The organism is Phenylobacterium sp. (assembly GCF_004799515.1).
Lineage (GTDB): Bacteria > Pseudomonadota > Alphaproteobacteria > Caulobacterales > Caulobacteraceae > Phenylobacterium.
The window spans coordinates 1-16,520 of the sequence record NZ_SSMX01000053.1 but is presented as its reverse complement, the minus strand read 5'-3'; the positions used below and the strand labels follow the sequence as shown (position 1 = coordinate 16,520).

Annotated in this window: 17 protein-coding genes, 1 tRNA gene and 1 pseudogene; 14 read left to right on the top strand and 5 right to left on the bottom strand. The window is 70.3% G+C overall.

Annotated elements, in window-relative coordinates; genetic code table 11:
• Nucleotides 1-12 precede the first annotated feature (12 nt).
• From E8A49_RS20585 to ssb, 3 genes are all read left to right on the top strand, one after another.
• Nucleotides 13-510 (top strand): hypothetical protein, encoded by a 498-nt coding sequence (locus E8A49_RS20585; protein WP_293386030.1) that lies wholly within the window; start codon nt 13-15, stop codon nt 508-510.
• 39 nt (nt 511-549) lie between these two features.
• Nucleotides 550-942 carry a hypothetical protein gene (locus tag E8A49_RS20580; RefSeq protein ID WP_293386028.1) on the top strand — a complete coding sequence of 131 codons (393 nt, stop codon included), beginning with the start codon at nt 550-552 and terminating at the stop codon, nt 940-942.
• 149 nt (nt 943-1,091) lie between these two features.
• Nucleotides 1,092-1,574 (top strand): single-stranded DNA-binding protein, encoded by a 483-nt coding sequence (ssb, locus tag E8A49_RS20575; RefSeq protein ID WP_293386026.1) that lies wholly within the window; start codon nt 1,092-1,094, stop codon nt 1,572-1,574.
• Nucleotides 1,575-1,596: 22 nt separating this feature from the next.
• On the opposite strand, the gene E8A49_RS20570 is transcribed toward ssb, so the two are convergent.
• The 3 genes from E8A49_RS20570 to E8A49_RS20560 all read right to left on the bottom strand — a co-directional run bounded on the left by E8A49_RS20570 (nt 1,597) and on the right by E8A49_RS20560 (nt 4,319).
• Nucleotides 1,597-2,067, bottom strand: a complete 471-nt coding sequence (locus E8A49_RS20570; protein ID WP_293386024.1) for a DUF3617 family protein — start codon at nt 2,065-2,067, stop codon at nt 1,597-1,599.
• 90 nt (nt 2,068-2,157) lie between these two features.
• A complete protein-coding gene (locus E8A49_RS20565; RefSeq protein WP_293386022.1) occupies nt 2,158-3,246 on the bottom strand; it encodes a 2OG-Fe(II) oxygenase in 1,089 nt (362 codons plus the stop codon).
• Nucleotides 3,246-4,319, bottom strand: coding sequence for a 2OG-Fe(II) oxygenase (locus E8A49_RS20560; RefSeq protein ID WP_293386020.1), 1,074 nt, complete (start codon nt 4,317-4,319; stop codon nt 3,246-3,248). The genes E8A49_RS20565 and E8A49_RS20560 overlap by 1 nt, the downstream gene beginning before the upstream one ends.
• A gap of 231 nt (nt 4,320-4,550) precedes the next feature.
• Between E8A49_RS20560 and gyrA the strand changes: the two genes are divergently transcribed.
• From gyrA to E8A49_RS20520, 8 genes are all read left to right on the top strand, one after another.
• On the top strand, nt 4,551-7,340 hold the full coding sequence (gyrA, locus tag E8A49_RS20555) for a DNA gyrase subunit A (RefSeq protein ID WP_293386018.1): 2,790 nt from the start codon (nt 4,551-4,553) through the stop codon (nt 7,338-7,340).
• A 76-nt stretch (nt 7,341-7,416) separates the two neighbouring features.
• A complete protein-coding gene (gene coaD / locus E8A49_RS20550) occupies nt 7,417-7,911 on the top strand; it encodes a pantetheine-phosphate adenylyltransferase (protein WP_293386016.1) in 495 nt (164 codons plus the stop codon).
• Between the two features lie 84 nt (nt 7,912-7,995).
• On the top strand, nt 7,996-8,877 hold the full coding sequence (locus tag E8A49_RS20545; RefSeq protein WP_293386014.1) for a peptidylprolyl isomerase: 882 nt from the start codon (nt 7,996-7,998) through the stop codon (nt 8,875-8,877).
• Between the two features lie 86 nt (nt 8,878-8,963).
• Complete coding sequence (locus E8A49_RS20540; RefSeq protein WP_293386298.1) at nt 8,964-9,455, top strand: peptidylprolyl isomerase; 492 nt, start codon at nt 8,964-8,966, stop codon at nt 9,453-9,455.
• A gap of 16 nt (nt 9,456-9,471) precedes the next feature.
• Nucleotides 9,472-9,945 (top strand): hypothetical protein, encoded by a 474-nt coding sequence (locus tag E8A49_RS20535; protein WP_293386012.1) that lies wholly within the window; start codon nt 9,472-9,474, stop codon nt 9,943-9,945.
• A 35-nt stretch (nt 9,946-9,980) separates the two neighbouring features.
• Nucleotides 9,981-11,057 carry a tRNA preQ1(34) S-adenosylmethionine ribosyltransferase-isomerase QueA gene (gene queA / locus E8A49_RS20530; protein ID WP_293386010.1) on the top strand — a complete coding sequence of 359 codons (1,077 nt, stop codon included), beginning with the start codon at nt 9,981-9,983 and terminating at the stop codon, nt 11,055-11,057.
• Complete coding sequence (gene tgt / locus E8A49_RS20525) at nt 11,057-12,172, top strand: tRNA guanosine(34) transglycosylase Tgt (RefSeq protein ID WP_293386008.1); 1,116 nt, start codon at nt 11,057-11,059, stop codon at nt 12,170-12,172. Before queA ends, tgt begins: the two co-directional genes overlap by 1 nt.
• On the top strand, nt 12,169-13,479 hold the full coding sequence (locus E8A49_RS20520; RefSeq protein ID WP_293386007.1) for a hypothetical protein: 1,311 nt from the start codon (nt 12,169-12,171) through the stop codon (nt 13,477-13,479). Before tgt ends, E8A49_RS20520 begins: the two co-directional genes overlap by 4 nt.
• On the opposite strand, the gene E8A49_RS20515 is transcribed toward E8A49_RS20520, so the two are convergent.
• Nucleotides 13,476-14,084 (bottom strand): hypothetical protein, encoded by a 609-nt coding sequence (locus E8A49_RS20515; RefSeq protein ID WP_293386006.1) that lies wholly within the window; start codon nt 14,082-14,084, stop codon nt 13,476-13,478. The genes E8A49_RS20520 and E8A49_RS20515 overlap by 4 nt on opposite strands.
• Before the next feature lie 140 nt (nt 14,085-14,224).
• On the opposite strand from E8A49_RS20515, the gene E8A49_RS20510 reads away from it, so the two are divergent.
• Nucleotides 14,225-14,299, top strand: a tRNA-Lys gene (locus tag E8A49_RS20510).
• A 3-nt stretch (nt 14,300-14,302) separates the two neighbouring features.
• Here the strand turns inward: E8A49_RS20510 and E8A49_RS20505 are convergent.
• Nucleotides 14,303-15,385 carry a hypothetical protein gene (locus E8A49_RS20505; RefSeq protein WP_293386005.1) on the bottom strand — a complete coding sequence of 361 codons (1,083 nt, stop codon included), beginning with the start codon at nt 15,383-15,385 and terminating at the stop codon, nt 14,303-14,305.
• A gap of 186 nt (nt 15,386-15,571) precedes the next feature.
• Here E8A49_RS20505 and E8A49_RS20500 point away from each other — a divergent pair, with 186 nt between their 5' ends.
• Nucleotides 15,572-16,168, top strand: coding sequence for a TetR/AcrR family transcriptional regulator (locus tag E8A49_RS20500; RefSeq protein ID WP_293386003.1), 597 nt, complete (start codon nt 15,572-15,574; stop codon nt 16,166-16,168).
• Between the two features lie 107 nt (nt 16,169-16,275).
• A pseudogene (locus E8A49_RS20495) lies at nt 16,276-16,520 on the top strand (hypothetical protein); the annotation flags it as partial.

Sequence of the window (16,520 nt, the reverse complement as noted above, 5' to 3'; positions counted from 1 at the left end):
CTAGCGAGGGCCATGAACTTCCTCAATCGCCACAGGATCGTCCTGGCGCTGGCCGGCGCGGCCGTGGCGCTGGCCGCGGGCCTGGCGGTCGCCTGGCTGCTGGTGGCGCGCCACCGCGGTGAGCGCAGCGCGCCGCCGCCGGCGTCCCAGGCGGGCCTGGTGATCGATTCCTCCGGCGCCCAGGGCGCTCACGTCGACACCACCAAGCCGCTGCGCTGCTTCGTGGCCGGGCAGTTCGTCGGAGAGCTGCCCCTGGCCGACTGCGCCAAGCGCAACGGCGTCGCCACCGACGCGGTCGACGTCGGGGCCGACCCGAACGGCGGGCTGGCGGCTGACCAGGGCGCGACCGCGGTCCCGCCGGCGGCGACGCCGGACCTTGGCGCCGACCAACCGGAAATCCCGGAGACGCCAGCCGCGCCGCCCGCCCCCGCCACGCCGCCGACGCCTAGTGGCCCGTCCCGGCCCCAAGGCCCCGCGCAGGCAACCGATGCGCCGGCGGGCCGGCGCTGAGGCTCGCGCAGCGCGTGGGCCTTGTGTAGGCTCGCCGCCATGCAACGCGCCTTCCGAACCCTCGCCTCCGCCGCCGCCGTCGCAGCCCTGGGCGCGGCGCTTTCCGCCTGCGCCCAGCGCACCGAACCGCCGGGCGATCCGGGGGTCTGCTACCATGTGGTGCCCCAGAAGGGTGGCAAGCTGAAGTACTTCAAGCTGGTCAATGCACCGAACTTGGAGACCTGCGCCGCCAACCTGGAGGCCATGCGGCTGAAGTTCTTGCGCATGGGCGGATCGCAGCAGGATCTCTATGGCGCCTATCAGGCGAATTTCCTGTTTCTTCAATCTGAAGGCGTCCTGACTTCAACCAGCCTGGAAGGTCCGCGCTATGTCGCCCTGGTGCGCACGGGCGATGGCCGGCTGGCGATACCGGGGGCCATGCCCGCGCAGTAGGGCCCGCCCGCGGCCGACCGTGAGAAGTCTGTGGACGGTTGACCTTGGCCGTGAACGGAACGGGAACAAAAGTCTTGCCCATCCCTTAACGCGCGGCTAGCTTGCCGGCGGGCATGGGGCCCGCAATCACGGAAGCTCAGGACATCAACATGGCGGGCAGCGTCAACAAGGTCATTCTGGTGGGGAACCTCGGGGCCGACCCCGAAATCCGCTCGCTCAACTCCGGCGACCGGGTCGCCAACCTGCGGGTGGCGACCTCGGAGACCTGGCGCGACCGCGCTTCCGGCGAGCGGAAGGAAAAGACCGAATGGCACCGGGTCGTGGTCTTCAACGAGAACATCGTGAAGGTCTGCGAACAGTACCTGCGCAAGGGCGCGAAGATCTATCTCGAGGGCGCGCTGCAGACGCGCAAATACCAGGACCAGTCGGGCGCTGAACGGTTCTCCACCGAGATCGTGCTGCAGAAGTTCCGCGGTGAACTCACCATGCTGGATGGCCGCGGCGACAATGCCGAGTCGGGTGAGAGCGGGGGCTACGGCGGCGGTGGCGGCTTCTCCCCCGGCCCGCGGGCGCAGAGCTCCGCCCCGCGCGAGGACTTCTCCGCCGACCTGGACGACGAGATCCCGTTCTAGGTCGGGCGCGACGCGGCCGCGGCTACTTCTCGGCGGCGGCCGGGGTGTCGGGGCAGGTGTCGCCCAGGCGCTTAGCGTCGGTGGTGGCGTGCACCGTCATGTTCAGCCCGCCGATCTGCGGCACGATGCGCGCCTCGATATGCATGGTGTCGGCGGTGAAGGCGCCTTCGCCGGAGATCGGGATCGCCGGGCCGTCGCGCGTGGCGCAGGTGCCCTGCAGATGGATCTTGCCCGCGCCCACCTCCTTGGTCGGGTAGGTGCAGGTGTAGATGTGGTTGATCTTGCCTTCCATGAACTTGGCCACGTCGCTGGGCTTGATGCAGCGCTTCTCGGTCTTGGAGACCGGGAAGGGCGAGGTCACCTTGTTGGTGGTTTCCCAATAGCCGGGGCTGATCGCCTTCTGCGCGGCGGCGGGACCGGCCAGGGCCAAGGCGGCGGCCAGGGGAATCAGGGCGAGAACGGGGGCGGCGAGCCGGGGGAACGGTCGGTTCATCTGGGGACCTAAATCACGCGATTGCGGCGGAGTTGCGGGCGCGGCGCCCGAACCTCCTGGGCTCAAACCTCTAGACCGGGGCCGCGAAGGTCAAGCCTCCTGGGCCAGCCTCTCCAGATGGGCGAAGTTGGCGGTGCGCACGGCCTGGCCCGCCTCGTCGTAGAGGAAGGGCAGGAAGGCGTAGCGGCGGCCGCGGGTGACCGGCGTCGCTTCGTGCTGCAGGCTGCAGGAGAAGATAACAGCGCCGCCGGTGGGCGGCCGGTAGGTGCGCGGACCGAACTCCGGAAACCGCAGGTCGCCGCCTTCGTGCTCCTCGGCGTTGAGGTTGATCGAGACGGCGAACTTGCGGTGCATGGTGCCCAGGGTCTCGTTGTCCCGGTGCGGCCGGAAATAGCCCCCTTCCGCGGCGTCGTAGCAGGCCACGATATAGCGCTCGACGCGTGTCACCTTGAACTGGAACACCTTGGCGATCTCGGGTGCGATCCGCCGGCTGATGCGCTGCAGCAGGCCTTGCCGCAGGTCGGCGTCCTCGATGGTCATGTCCCGGCGCTTCTTGAAGTCGTCGAGCACGCCGACCGTGCGCCCGCCGATGTCGCGCATGACGCCCGACGGCGCGCCGCCATGGGCGTCGTAGAGATCGATCAGCCGCCGGCACACCTCCGGCTCGATCACCCGCGGCAGGACCAGCACCGGGGCGACCAGCTCCGCGCCGGCGTAGTCGGCCAGGGCGGGCAGGGCGACGACCGCGGCCATCAGGGCGTCGGTCTCGCCGATCGGATAGGCGCCCAGGGTGCGGTGCGAGGGGTCGAGCAGCAGCCAGAAAGGATGCTCCGCGCCGTCCGCGTCCAGGACGCCGTAGAGCCGGCTGATGGCGCCGTCGGGGTCGAAGAACCATCGCAGGCCCGGGGGCTGATTTTGCGCCTGGGCGATGGAATCGGCGTCGCGGATCACGAAGAAGGCGAAGACCTTGTCGTCGTCGAACAGGCCCCGACGGCTCTGGACGGCCGCGAGCGCCGCTTCCCGGGCCGGACCGGGCGGCGGCAGGAACCCCAGGACGGTGTAGCGGCCGACCACGGTGCTGAAGTGGAAAAGCTGGGTCGCGGGCGTCGCCGCGGTGAACCAAGGCGCGGGATCGCCAGGCGCGAAGGACGGGCTCCAGGACACGGGCGAGGGGGACATCAGGCGGCCGGCTCCGTCACGGTGTGGGCCCGGGCGCCGATCCGCTGGTCATAGGCCGCCAGGACTTCGGCGGCGGCTTCGTCGTAGAAGAACGGCAGGAAGGCGTAGCGGCGGCCCCCAGTCACCCGGGTGGCCTCGTGCAGCAGGGCGCAGGAGAACACCGCCGCTCCGCCCGGCGGCGGCCGATAGGTGCGGGGTCCGAACTCGGGGAAGCGCAGGTCCCCGCCGGCATAGCCCGCGTTCAGGTTCAGCGAGCAGGCGAACCGGCGGTGCGCGGTGCCGAAGGTGGTGGAGTCCCGATGCGCGTGGAACACCGCCCCATCGGCAGCGTCGTAGCAGCTGATCACGTACCGCTCGATCCGGGTCACCGCGAATCCCAGGCCACGCTCGATCAGCGGGAAGAGCCGCCGCTCCAGGCGGTCGCGCAGGGTGGCCTTCAGGGCCTGATCCTCGACCAGCACGTCGCGGCGCTTCTTCTGCTCATCCATCACCGCCACGGTCCGTTCGCCTTCGTCGCGCATCACCCCGGTGAAGCGGCCGCCGTCGGCCTGGTGCAGGGCGATGAGCTCGGCGCAGAGCTCCGGCTCGAAGATGCGCGGGGCGATCAGCACCGGGGCGTGCAGCGGCGCGCCGGCGTGGCCGCCGGGCGGCCCAAGGCGGGCGACGGCGTCGACGACCATGGCGGCGTTGGCGATCCGCACCGTCCCCAGCATCCTCAGCGAAGGGTCGAGCAGCACCCAGCCCGGCGCCTCGGTCCCGTCGGCGGCCAGCGCGCCGTAGAGCCGGCTCACCGCCCCGTCGAGGTCCAGGAACCAGCGCAGGCCGCGCATGTCCTGGGCGGTCGCGGCCATGGCCGGATCGCGCACCACCACGAAGGCGCTCAGCGTCTCGTCATCCAGCCGGGCGCGAAGGCCGCTCAGCGCCTGCAGGGCCTCGGCGGAGGCCGGCGCGTCGTCGCGCGGCAGGAACAGCATCAGGACGTAGCGCCCGGCCACCGTGTCGAAGACGAACTGCGGATTGGACGGCGTCGGGGCCGTGAACCAGGGGGCGGGATCGCCGATGTGGAGCGACATGGTGTCGGAGCGGTCCTTTCTCGCGGGCCGCTTCTAGGACGCCGCGGCGGCGGCGTCACCGCCTGTCGCGCGGACGCCTGTCATCCCGGTGCGGCGCTTCTGAGAAGCTCTGGCGCACGCGCTCGCGCATGCGTACGCGCGTGCGCGCACGAAAGTTGGCTTTGGGGCCTTCAGGGTGCTAACCATGCACCCCACATAAGCAGTCCGATTCTGAACGGCTAAATCCCTCCCTTGACCGACGAAAACACCACCCCGCCGGCCGACCGGCCTGGGGGCATCGCCCCTATCGCGATCGAAGACGAGCTGAAGCGCTCCTACCTCGACTACGCCATGAGCGTGATCGTGAGCCGGGCGCTGCCGGACGTGCGCGACGGGCTGAAGCCCGTGCACCGGCGGATCCTGTTCTCGATGAACGAGCAGGGGCACACGCCCGACCGGTCCTACGTCAAGTCCGCCCGCGTGGTCGGCGACGTCATGGGTAAATACCACCCGCACGGCGACCTCGCGATCTACGACACCCTGGTGCGGATGGCGCAGCCGTTCTCCATGGGCCTTCTGCTGATCGACGGGCAGGGCAACTTCGGCTCGGTGGACAACGATCCGCCGGCGGCCATGCGCTACACCGAGTGCCGCCTGACCAAGGCGGCGATGTCGATCCTGGCCGACCTCGACAAGGACACGGTCGACTTCAAGGACAATTACGACGGCTCCGAGCACGAGCCGGTGGTGCTGCCCAGCCGCATCCCCAATCTGCTGGTCAACGGCGCCGGCGGCATCGCCGTCGGCATGGCCACCAACATCCCGCCGCACAATCTGGGCGAGATCGTCGACGCCTGCCTGGCCTACATCGACGATCCCGAGGTCAGCCTCGAGACCCTGCTCGATATCGTGCCCGGACCGGACTTCCCCACCGGTGGCCAGATCATCGGCCGTACGGCGGCGCGCACGGCGCTGATGACCGGCCGCGGCTCGGTGATCATGCGCGGCGTGGCGACCATCGAGGAGATCCGCAAGGAACGCGAGGCGATCGTCATCCACTCGATCCCCTACCAGCTCAACAAGGCCGGGCTGGTGGAGCGCATCGCCGAACTGGTGCGCGAAAAGCGGGTCGAGGGCATCGCCGACCTGCGCGACGAGAGCGACCGCCAGGGCATGCGCATCGTCATCGAGATGAAGCGCGACGCCCCGGCCGACGTGATCCTGAACCAGCTTTACCGCTTCACGCCGCTGCAGAGCTCCTTCGGGGTCAACATGCTGGCCCTGAACCGCGGCCGGCCCGAGCAGATGGGCCTGCGCGAGATGGTCACCGCCTTCGTGGATTTCCGCGAAGAGGTAGTGGTCCGGCGCACCAAGTTCGAACTGTCGAAGTCCCGCGACCGCGGCCACGTCCTGGTGGGCCTGGCCATTGCGGTCGCCAACATCGACGAGTTCATCCACATCATCCGCTCGTCCAAGGACCCGGCGGAGGCGCGCGAGCGGCTGATCGCCAAGGACTGGCCGGCGGGCGACATGCTGCCGCTGGTCGAGCTGATCGCCGACCCGCGCACCCTGGTGATCGACGGCGACAAGATCCGGCTCTCCGACGAGCAGGCTCGCGCGATCCTGGCGCTGACCCTGTCGCGCCTGACCGGCCTCGGCCGCGACGAGATCTTCGGCGAGGCCCAGACCCTGGCCGACGCCATCGCCGGCTACCTGGCGCTGTTGGCGTCGCGAGAGGCCATCATGGCCATCGTCCGCGAGGAGCTGGTCGAGGTCCGCGCCGCCTATGCGGTGCCGCGCCGCACCGAGATCGTCGAGGGTGACGCCGACGTCGAGGACGAGGACCTGATCGCCCGCGATGACATGGTCATCACCGTGACCCACGGCGGCTATGTGAAGCGCACGCCGCTGTCGATCTACCGCACCCAGCACCGCGGCGGCAAAGGCCGCTCGGGCATGTCCACCAAGGACGAGGATGCGGTGACCCGGGTGTTCTCGGCCAACACCCATACGCCGGTGCTGTTCTTCTCCTCCGGCGGCAAGGCCTACAAGCTGAAGGTCTGGCGTCTGCCGGTCGGCACGCCCACCTCGCGCGGCAAGGCCTGGGTCAACATCCTGCCCATCGAACCCGGCGAGAGCATCACCTCGATCCTCCCCCTGCCCGAGGACGAGACGACCTGGGACCAGTACGACGTGATGTTCGCCACCCGCTCCGGCGGGGTGCGGCGCAACAAGCTGTCGGATTTCGTGGACGTCCGCCGCAACGGCAAGATCGCCATGAAGCTCGACGACGGCGACCAGATCGTCGGCGTCGGCGTCTGCAACGCCGGCGTCAACGACATCCTGCTGACCACGGCGCTCGGCCGCTGCATCCGCTTCGCCACCGACGAGGTCCGCGTCTTCGCGGGCCGCGATTCCACCGGCGTGCGCGGCATCCGCCTGGCCGAGGGCGATGCGGTGATCTCCATGGCCATCCTGCGCTCGGTGGACGCGACGCCGGCGGAACGGGCGGCCTATGTGAAGCAGTCCAACGCCAACCGGCGCGCCATCGCCGGCGAGGGCGAAGAGCCCGAGGACGTCGGAACGCCGGACGACGAGGAAGAGGTCGGCGACGAGGCCCTGCCGCTGGATCGCTTCGCGGCGCTGGGCGCGGCCGAGGAAGTCATCCTGACCGTCTCCACCGAAGGCTTCGGCAAACGCACCTCGGCCTATGAGTTCCGCCGCACGGGCCGGGGCGGGCAGGGGCTGCTGGCCCAGGACCTGACCAAGAAGGGCGGCCGGCTCGCCGCGTCCTTCCCGGTGGAGGACGGCGACCAGATCCTGCTGGTCACCGATCAGGGCCAGCTGATCCGCACCCCGGTCAGCCAAGTGCGCATGGTCGGCCGCAACACCTCGGGCGTCACCATCTTCCGCACCGCGCAGAACGAGCACGTCGTCTCCGTCGAGCGGCTGGCCGACGCCGGCGAGGACGGGCCGGAGGACGACCTGGGCGTCGACGCGCCGGGCGAAGACGGCGACGGGCCGGAGCCCTCCGAAGGCTGACGGCTCAAGTTTCCCCTTGCCAGAAGCCGATCCGGCGGCGAAAGGCGAAGTTCAGGTTGTTGGGGGACCAAGCCGCATGACCCGCGTCGGGCTCTATCCGGGCACCTTCGATCCCATCCACAACGGCCACACCGACATCATCGGCCGGGCCGTGAAGCTGGTGGACAAGCTGGTCTTGGGCGTGGCGATCGACACGGGGAAGACCCCGATGTTCCATCTCGACGAGCGGGTGGCGATGGTCGAGGACGCCGTGCAGCCCTTCCGGGCCTCCACTGAAATCGTCGTGCAGCCCTACGAGGGCCTGACCACCCACTTTGCCAGCGAGATCGGCGCCGGGATCATGGTGCGGGGCCTGCGGGCCATGGCGGACTTCGAATTCGAGTTCGCGATCACCGCCATGAACCAGCAGCTCGACCGCAACATCGAGACCGTCTTCCTAATGGCCGACCCGCGCCACCTGGCGATCGCCTCGCGGCTGGTGAAGGAGATCGCCGTCCTGGGCGGCGACGTCTCGAAGTTCGTCAGCCCCGGCGTCAAGGACCGGCTGATGGCCCGCGTGGCCAAAATCTAGGCGAACAGTTCGGCGATGAAGGCCCGGCGCCGACCTCTTAGCCGACGCTGGCGTCGCGCCCCCAAGCCCATTACGGATGACCGCATGAAACGAACCCTCCTGCTCGCCGCCTGCGCCGCGGCCGTGGCCGCCACCGCCGTCGCCGCGCCCAAGAAGGAAGCCCCTCCGGCGGCGGCTCCGGCCACGCCCGCCGGTCCGGCCACGCCGGGCGCCGGCGACTGGCGCACGCCCGATCCCAACGACGTCCTGGTGATCGACACCAACAAGGGCCGCATCGTCGTCGAGATGATCCCCGAGGTCGCGCCGCAGCACGTGGTCCAGATCCGCGCCCTGGCGCATGAGAACTTCTACGACGGCCTGAAGTTCTTCCGGGTGATCGACAAGTTCATGGACCAGACCGGCGACCCGCAGAACAGCGGCCAGGGCGGCTCGTCCAAGCCGGACATCCCGGCGGAGTTCACCTTCCGCCGCGGCGCCGACATGCCCTTCGCCATGGCCGCCGACCAGACCGTGGCCGAGGTGGGCTTCGTGAAGTCCCTGCCGATCGAGAGCCAGTCCATGGCGCTCTCGGCCATGACCAAGGACCAGAAGGTCACCGGCTGGAGCCTCTACTGCCAGGGCGTCATGGGCATGGCCCGCGACGAGAACCCCAACAGCGGCAACAGCCAGTTCTTCCTGATGCGCTGGCCCTATCCGTCGCTGGAGAAGAAATACACCGCCTGGGGCCGGGTGATCTCCGGCCTCGACGTGGTGCGCGCCATCAAGGTTGGCGAGCCTGTGGAGCAGCCGCAGGACTATATGGAACACGTCCGCGTGCTCGCCGATTTGCCCGAGAAGGACCGCCCGAAGATCCGGGTGATCGATCCGAAGGGACCCTGGTTCAAGGCCGAGATCGCCCGTGTCCGCGCGGCCAAGGGCGCCGACTTCACGGCCTGCGACGTCGAACTTCCTGTTGAGGTGAAATGATGGCTCCGAAAAGCAAGGCGACCCCCAAGGCCAAGGCCCCCGCCAAGAGCAAGCCGGCGAAGGACGCCGCGGTCGCGGCTGAGGCCGTGACGGAGACCAAGGCCGCGCCGAAGGACGAGGCGGCGGAAAACACCCTGCTGCTGCAGCTCTCCACGGGCGTGGTGACCATCAAGCTGCGCCCCGACCTCGCGCCGCAGCACGTGGCCCAGATCAAGGCGCTGGCCCGCGAGGGGTTCTACGACGGCGTCGTGTTCCACCGGGTGATCCCAGGCTTCATGGCCCAGGGCGGCGATCCCACCGGCACCGGCATGGGCGGCTCCAAGAAGCCCAACCTGCCGGCGGAGTTCTCCAAGGAGCCGCACGTGCGCGGCGTCTGCTCCATGGCGCGCTCAGCCAATCCGAATTCGGCCAACAGCCAGTTCTTCATCTGCTTCGACGACGCCCGCTTCCTGGACGGCCAGTACACCGTCTGGGGCGAGGTCACCGACGGCATGGAGCACATCGACGCCCTGCCCAAGGGCGAGCCGCCGCGCGCGCCTGGCCAGATCGTCTCCATGAAGGTCGCCGCGGACGCCTAGGGGCGCGGGCCTGGCGATGGCGGCCCGGCTGAAGGTCTTCGTCACCACCGATGGGCTGACGGACTATGTCGTGGCCGCAAGTTCGCGCGCCAAGGCGCTGACGGCCTGGGGCGTGCGGCAGGACGTCTTCAAGGAAGGCCGGGCGCGGGAGACCGACGATCCGGCCCTGACCAAGGCCGCGCTGGCGAGCCCGGGCGAGGTGCTGCGGCGGCCGGCGGACAGCCGCGGCGCGCTCGCCAAGCTGAAGCGCGTCAAGGCCAAGGCGCCGGCCGGACCCAGCGCGGCTGAGCGGCGCAAGGTCGCCGAGCTGGAGGCGAAGCTCGCGGCCCTGGACGCCGCGGAGGACCGCGCGAAGGCGGCGCTCGAGGCCGAGCGGGCGGCGCTGGAGCGCAAGGCCCAGACGCTGGCTGAGCGCCAGGCCGCCGAGCGCGAGGGGCTGGAAGCGCGGCTCGCCGAGGCGCGTGAGGCGCTGGACGGGCGCTCCGCTTGACGCGCCGCTGATGGCGTGCGCTTCAGCCCCGACCTATGCAGCTCAGCGATTTCGATTTCGACCTGCCGGACAGCCTGATCGCGCTCCGGCCCGCGACGCCCCGGGACGCCGCGCGTCTCCTGGTGGTGACGCCGGGCGAGGGCCTGGCCGACCTGGCCGTGCGCGACCTGCCAGGCCGGCTGCGGCGAGGCGACATCCTGGTGCTCAACGACACCCGGGTGATCCCGGCCCGGCTGAAGGGCGTGCGCCATCGGGGCGAGAGCCGCGTGGCCGTTGAGGCGACCCTGCACCGGCGACTGTCGCCCGCCAGCTGGACCGCCTTCATGCGCCCCGGCAAGCGGCTGGCGGAGGGCGACCGGGTCGTCTTCGGCGAGGCCGCCGACCGCGCCTGCTTCCTGGGGGCGCTGGACGCCACGATCACCGCCAAGGGCGACGGCGGCGAGGTGACGCTCGCCTTCGACCTCTCCGGCCCCGACCTCGACGCCGCCATCGCCGAGCGGGGCGAGATGCCGCTGCCACCCTACATCGCCGCCAAGCGCGCCGAGGACGAACAGGACCGCCGCGATTACCAGACCGTTTACGCCGATGAGGACGGCTCGGTGGCCGCGCCCACTGCCGGCCTGCATTTCACGCCCGAGCTGTTCGCGGCCCTGGCCGCGGCCGGCGTCGAGACGGCCTTCGTCACCCTGCACGTGGGGGCCGGCACCTTCCTGCCGGTGAAGACCGAGGATGTGTCCGAGCACCGCATGCATCCCGAATGGGGCGAGGTCGACGCCGGGACCGCCGAGCGGCTGAATGCAGCGCGCGCCGCCGGCGGGCGCATTGTCTGCGTCGGCACCACCTCGCTCCGCCTGCTGGAATCGGCGACCGGCGAGGACGGCGTGATCCGGCCGTTCATGGACGAGACGGCGATCTTCATCACCCCCGGCTACCGCTTCCGGGCGGCCGACGGGCTGATGACCAATTTCCACCTGCCGAAGTCGACGCTGTTCATGCTGGTGTCGGCCTTCGCGGGCCTGGACACCATGCGCGCCGCCTACGCCCACGCGATCGCTGAGGGCTACCGCTTCTATTCCTACGGCGACGCCAGCCTGCTCTGGAGGGCGGCCTGATGGCGGCCTTTCCGTTCGAGATCGCCGCCCGCGATGGCCGCGCGCGGACCGGGGTGCTGAAGACGCCGCGCGGGGCGATCCGCACGCCGGCCTTCATGCCGGTGGGCACCGCCGGCACGGTGAAGGCGCTGACCGTCGACCAGGTGGCGCAGACCGGCGCCGACATCCTGCTCGGCAACACCTATCACCTGATGCTGCGGCCGAGCGCCGAGCGGGTGGCGCGGCTGGGCGGCCTGCACCGCTTCATGCGCTGGGAGAAGCCGATCCTCACCGATAGCGGCGGCTTCCAGGTCATGTCGCTGTCGAAGATCTCCAAGGTCACCGAGGAGGCGGTGACCTTCCAGAGCCACATCGACGGCTCGCGCCATGTGCTGAGCCCCGAGCGGTCCATCGAGATCCAGGCCGACCTCCTGGGCTCGGACATCTGCATGCAGCTGGACGAGCTGGTGGCCCTGCCGGCGAGCGACGAGCGCGCCGCGGACGCCATGCGCCGCTCCGCGCGCTGGGGCGAACGGTCGAAGGCGGCGTTTGGCGCGCGCGAGACGCAGGCCCTGTTCGGCATCCAGCAGGGCGGGATGTCGCCCACGCTGCGCCAGGAATCCGCCGAGCGGCTGATCGAGACCGGCTTCGACGGCTACGCGATCGGCGGCCTGGCGGTGGGCGAGGGGCATGAAGGCATGGTCGAGGTGCTGGACTACGCCCCCGACATGCTGCCGCAGGATCGGCCGCGCTACCTGATGGGCGTCGGCAAGCCCATGGACATCGTGGAAGCCGTCTGGCGCGGCGTCGACATGTTCGACTGCGTGCTGCCGACCCGCTCGGGCCGCCACGGCCAGGCCTGGACCTGGGCCGGCGCGGTCAATCTGAAGAACGCCCGCTTCACCGACGACGACGCGCCGCTCGATCCGGCCAGCGACTGCCCGGCCAGTCGCGACTATTCCAAGGCCTATCTGCACCACCTGGTGAAGTCGGAGGAGATCCTGGGCCAGGTGCTGTTGTCCTGGCACAACCTGGCCTTCTTCCAGGGGCTGATGACGGGCCTGCGCGCCGCCATCGCCGAGGGGCGGCTGGCGGCCTTCCGCCAGGCGGTCGCGGCGCGGCAGGCTGAGCGGTGAGCGGACCGCCGCCCCGGCTGTCGACGCCGGCGCGCACGGCCTTCGCCCTGGCCCTGGCGGCCTATCTGGCGAGCGACGCCTGGCTGAGCTGGCGCACCTCTGTCCTTGAGCCCTATTCGGACATGTTCGCCTGGATGGACCGCTGGTTCCGCTGGCAGGCTGACCACGACCTCTGGGCCTTCCTCTGGGCGCCGCACAACTTCCACCACCTGGTCATCACCCTCGCGGTGCTGGCGCTCGACATCCGGGCGTTCGGCGGCCAGGGCTACCTGTTCCTGGCCGTGGGCGTGGCCTCACTGGCGGCGACCGGCGCCATGCTGGCCGCCTGGGGCGCGGCGGGGGCGGGACGCGGGCTGCGGCTGCTGGGCGGCGGCGTGGCGGGGGCCATCGGGCTGATGGGCTGCCACGTCCTGGACGCCACCGACAACATCACCGGCACCTATGTCCACGCACTGGCCTTCGCCGTGGCGGCGATCCTGCTGGCGGAGGGGCCGAGGGTCACGGTCCTCCGGCGCGGCGGCGCGCTCGCCTGCGCCGTCCTGTCGGGCCTGGGCAGCGCGGCGGGGCTGGCGGTCTGGCCGGCGCTGCTGTTCGGCGCCTGGCGGCGTCGGGACTGGCGCTGGGCCGCCATGGTGCTGGCCGCGGGGGGGTTGTTCAGCTTGGTCTATATTGTGGGCGACAGAGCGCCGGTGGGCCCGGGAGGCGGTTCGCCGGGCGCCGGACTGGGCGATGCGGTCCTGCTGATCCTGAACTATCTGGGCCTGCCCTGGATGCGCGCCGCGCCGGGGCTGGGCTGGCTGATGGGCCTGGCCGTGCTGATCGTCTCCCTGGCGGCCCTGGTCGCCGGAGGCCGGCGCGGAGCCGACTGGCCGCAAAGGGCCGCCGGGCCGGCCATCGTCTTTTCGCTGATGACCGCGCTGATGGCCGGAGCGGGGCGCAGCGGGCTGATCGCGCCGGAGCTGACGCCGATGCGCTACGCCGTCTTCATGGTCCCGCTGCAGGCCGGGCTTTGGGTCCTGGCGCTGCCCTGGCTTAGCCGCCTCGCGGTCCGGCGGCCGAGGACGGCGGACGGCCTGGCGGTCGCGGCCGCGGCGCTCCTGATCCTGCACCAGGGAGCGATGGCGCTGTTCGCGGTGCGTACCGGGGATGGCAACCTTGCCTTCATCGCCGACTACCGCGCCGGCCGCGACACGCCGCAGGTGCGCCAGCTGATCGCCCCCGACCTCGCCCAGGCCCGTGCGCTGAGCGCGCGGATGCGGGCGCTCGGGCTCTTCCAGCGCGAGCTGCGGGCCGACCCGAAACCCTAGCGGTCCAGCCGGATCGCGTACTTCGGCTTCATCGCCTGATCGATGACCGGCGCTCCGGCCAGGACATGCGAAGGCGTCGCCGGCGGCGCGCAGCCCTCGGACTCGCCCAATCCCTTCAAATAGGCGCGCCGCACGTCGCCGGCGGTGATCGCGGCGGTGACGAACTTGTCGTGCTGCTCGGCGCCGGAGAGTTTGCGCAGCCAGCTGCGGAACGGGATCATGTCGCTGGCCGCCCCGGAGGCCAGGGTCAGCGCGGTGGTCTTGCTCTTCTTGACCATGCCATCCTCCTTGGCCGCCTGGTCGATGTCGTCGCCCAGGGCCTCGTTGAGCGGCTTCAGCCGCTCCAGCAGCTCGGCGCAACTGCCCGAGCCCGGGCGGTCGTAGGGGTCGGACATGGCCTGCAGCAGCACCGGTGGGATCTTGGTGCGCAGGACGTTCAGGTCGCGCAGCGGCGACTCCGCCACGCCGGTCACCCCGTCGCGGTCGGCCTCGGCGGTGGTCTGCACCTTGGGCGAGCCGTTGTGGGGATCGGTGACACAGCCGGCCAGCCCCACGCCCATGGCGAGGGTTCCGGCGCTCACGAAGAGGGCGGCTGCGGTTCGCATCGGCCGTCACCTTAGCGGCGATCCTGGCGAGTTCTGGGCGAAGCCGTACGGTTGCGACACGTAAGCGGCGCTCTTGCGTCACGAAAGCGCGGCGCCTAAGGTCCGCGCCGCTTCGCCTGGGCCGCAAGTCCCCGCGTCGTGGGCCGGTAGCTCAGTGGTAGAGCATTCGACTTTTAATCGAATGGTCGTGAGTTCGAACCTCACCCGGCCTACCAACGCTATTTCTCGCCTTCTTCCTTCACCTGGCCGCGGGCGCCGTCCATCTCCTTGCCCTGCTTCTCGGCGGTGCGGGCGCCGGCCAGGATGCCGGGCAGGGCGTAGTTGCCCTCATGGCAGGCGTATTCGTAGATCTGGTCCTTGGTGAGGGTCCAGCCCTCCTCGCCGGTGACCGGCTGAGCGAAGGTCGAGGGGTCCGCCACCGTGAACTGATAGAGGATCTGGGTCGGCGAGATACGGGTGAAGCGCTCAGTCACCCGCATGTCTGAGCTGGCGCCGCGGAAGGTCTGGTCGGGGCGGAAGTTGGCGGTGTCGACCACGAGCGTCTCGCCCTCCCAGTGGGCGACGGAATCGCCCATCCACTTGCGCACGCCGGCCGGTTCGTGGACGCCGCCGAGCCGCAGCAGGCGCACGTCGTGGACCATCTCCACCTGGATGGCGACCTGGTCCTTGGACTGCACGATGCCGTAGTGGTTGTTGTAGAGCACTGGCAGCATGGGCGGGCCGGAGGTCGAGCCGAAGCCCACCAGGCAGCGCTCGCCCAGCGGACGGCGCTCGGGGCCATCGAAGTTGCCCACCTGGGCGTTGCCGAAGGCGGCGCGCTCGCGGGCCTGGGCTTCGGGGGTGATCGGCAGGCGGCCGTTCTTGGGCGAGACGATGATCGACGAGCGCGGCTCGCCGGCGATGCGCATCACCTTGGTGCCCGGATCGACCCAGAAGTTGTTGTAGCCGCAGCCGACGCCGGAGAAGCCCTTCACGCCGCAGTCGACCTGGTCGACCGTGAGCTTCTGGTCGGTGGGCTTGGCGGCCTCGGCGTTGCCATCGGCGATGTCGCTTTCCAGGGCCTTGGCCTCGGCGGCGGTGAGCACCAGACGCTCGCCCAGCTTCGGATCGCGTTCCAGCCGGGTGATGGTGGCCGGCGACCAGGTGCCGGTGAGGTCCGGATGGCCCCAGGCGTCGCGCGGCGCCTTGTAGCCCTTGGCGATGGCGGCTGGGTCGGTCTGGGCGAGGGCAGGCGCGGCCCATGTTGCGAAGGCCGCGAGCGCCACGACGCTCGCGGCGACGGACAGGGTGCGCGACGACATCCTGGAGCTCCCTATGTTGACCCCGCGCCTTGTGGCCGGCGCGATGGCTCAGGTTCGATGGGGCGCCTTCGAACGCTGTTCGACAATGCCGCCGCGCGACAGCGTCACGGGTGCTGTTCGAACGCCTCTCGAAAGGCCAGTATGGCGTTCGCGCGGGGCGGAAGATTCCGCGCGGGGGAATTGCGAATGACAGGAAACGCCCGGCCGGCGTCGCTGGAGGTCGGCGGCATCAAGGCCAAGGCCCTGGCCGCGGCGGCGCACATCCTGGCCACCCAGGGCGCCGACGACCTTAGCCTACGCGCCATCGCCGAGACGGCGGGCATCGGGCTGGCCTCGATCTACCACTACTTCGCCAGCAAGGAGGACCTGCTGCTGAACCTGGCGGTGGAAGGCTTCGACGGCCTGCGCCGCGACATCCTGCAGTTCCAGGCCGACCCGGCGTTCGGCTCGCCCATGCGCGGCGGCCACCGGGCCTTCTTCAACTGCGCCGAGACCCGGCCGGCGTTGTTCTCGCTGATGTTCAGCGAGCGGCTGATGGCGCGCCACGAGCCCCTGCGTCAGGCTGAGCACGCCACCTTCCTGGCCTATCAGGCCGCCGTCGAGGCGGACGTGCGGATCCCTGAGCCGCACAAGGAGACGGCCGCTCTGGCCATCTGGGCCCTGGGCCGCGGGATCGCCGCGATCCTGTCCTCCCAGCCGGATGGAAAGCTCCCCGACGAAGTCGCGGAGAAGCTGTTCGCCGGCGCGGCCTATCTGATCGATCACTCGCCCGGCGAGACCTGACGCCGCATTACGGCGAAGATACTTTTCGAACGCCGTTCGATCCCTCAGAGTCATTCGCTGGAAGAGCCGCGCCTTCAGACGCGGTCAGTTCGAGGGATGAGACCGCGATGAAGACCACCTCCATGGCCATGCTGCTGGGCAGCGTCGCGATGATCGCCGGCTGCGCCGCCAACGACCGCGCGCCGAACGCGCTGACGTCGGCCGCGCCGACCGCCGCCACGGCCTCGGCCCGTGTCGACAACTTCCTGCTGGTCGACCAGAACCTGGAGGCCCACGAACTCTATCGCCTGGGCGACGCCCCGGCGATCGTGCTGGTGACCCAGCAGAACGGCGACGCGGTGATGCAGCGCCA

Coding starts and splice junctions, on each gene's coding strand:
- ssb (WP_293386026.1), top strand. CDS start 1,092: ATGGCGGGCAGCGTCAACAAGGTCATTCTGGTGGGGAACCTCGGGGCC.
- tgt (WP_293386008.1), top strand. CDS start 11,057: ATGGCGGCCTTTCCGTTCGAGATCGCCGCCCGCGATGGCCGCGCGCGG.
- E8A49_RS20515 (WP_293386006.1), bottom strand. CDS start 14,084: ATGCGAACCGCAGCCGCCCTCTTCGTGAGCGCCGGAACCCTCGCCATG.
- E8A49_RS20545 (WP_293386014.1), top strand. CDS start 7,996: ATGAAACGAACCCTCCTGCTCGCCGCCTGCGCCGCGGCCGTGGCCGCC.
- E8A49_RS20570 (WP_293386024.1), bottom strand. CDS start 2,067: ATGAACCGACCGTTCCCCCGGCTCGCCGCCCCCGTTCTCGCCCTGATT.
- E8A49_RS20560 (WP_293386020.1), bottom strand. CDS start 4,319: ATGTCGCTCCACATCGGCGATCCCGCCCCCTGGTTCACGGCCCCGACG.
- E8A49_RS20565 (WP_293386022.1), bottom strand. CDS start 3,246: ATGTCCCCCTCGCCCGTGTCCTGGAGCCCGTCCTTCGCGCCTGGCGAT.
- E8A49_RS20580 (WP_293386028.1), top strand. CDS start 550: ATGCAACGCGCCTTCCGAACCCTCGCCTCCGCCGCCGCCGTCGCAGCC.
- queA (WP_293386010.1), top strand. CDS start 9,981: ATGCAGCTCAGCGATTTCGATTTCGACCTGCCGGACAGCCTGATCGCG.
- E8A49_RS20535 (WP_293386012.1), top strand. CDS start 9,472: ATGGCGGCCCGGCTGAAGGTCTTCGTCACCACCGATGGGCTGACGGAC.
- coaD (WP_293386016.1), top strand. CDS start 7,417: ATGACCCGCGTCGGGCTCTATCCGGGCACCTTCGATCCCATCCACAAC.
- E8A49_RS20585 (WP_293386030.1), top strand. CDS start 13: ATGAACTTCCTCAATCGCCACAGGATCGTCCTGGCGCTGGCCGGCGCG.
- E8A49_RS20500 (WP_293386003.1), top strand. CDS start 15,572: ATGACAGGAAACGCCCGGCCGGCGTCGCTGGAGGTCGGCGGCATCAAG.
- E8A49_RS20505 (WP_293386005.1), bottom strand. CDS start 15,385: ATGTCGTCGCGCACCCTGTCCGTCGCCGCGAGCGTCGTGGCGCTCGCG.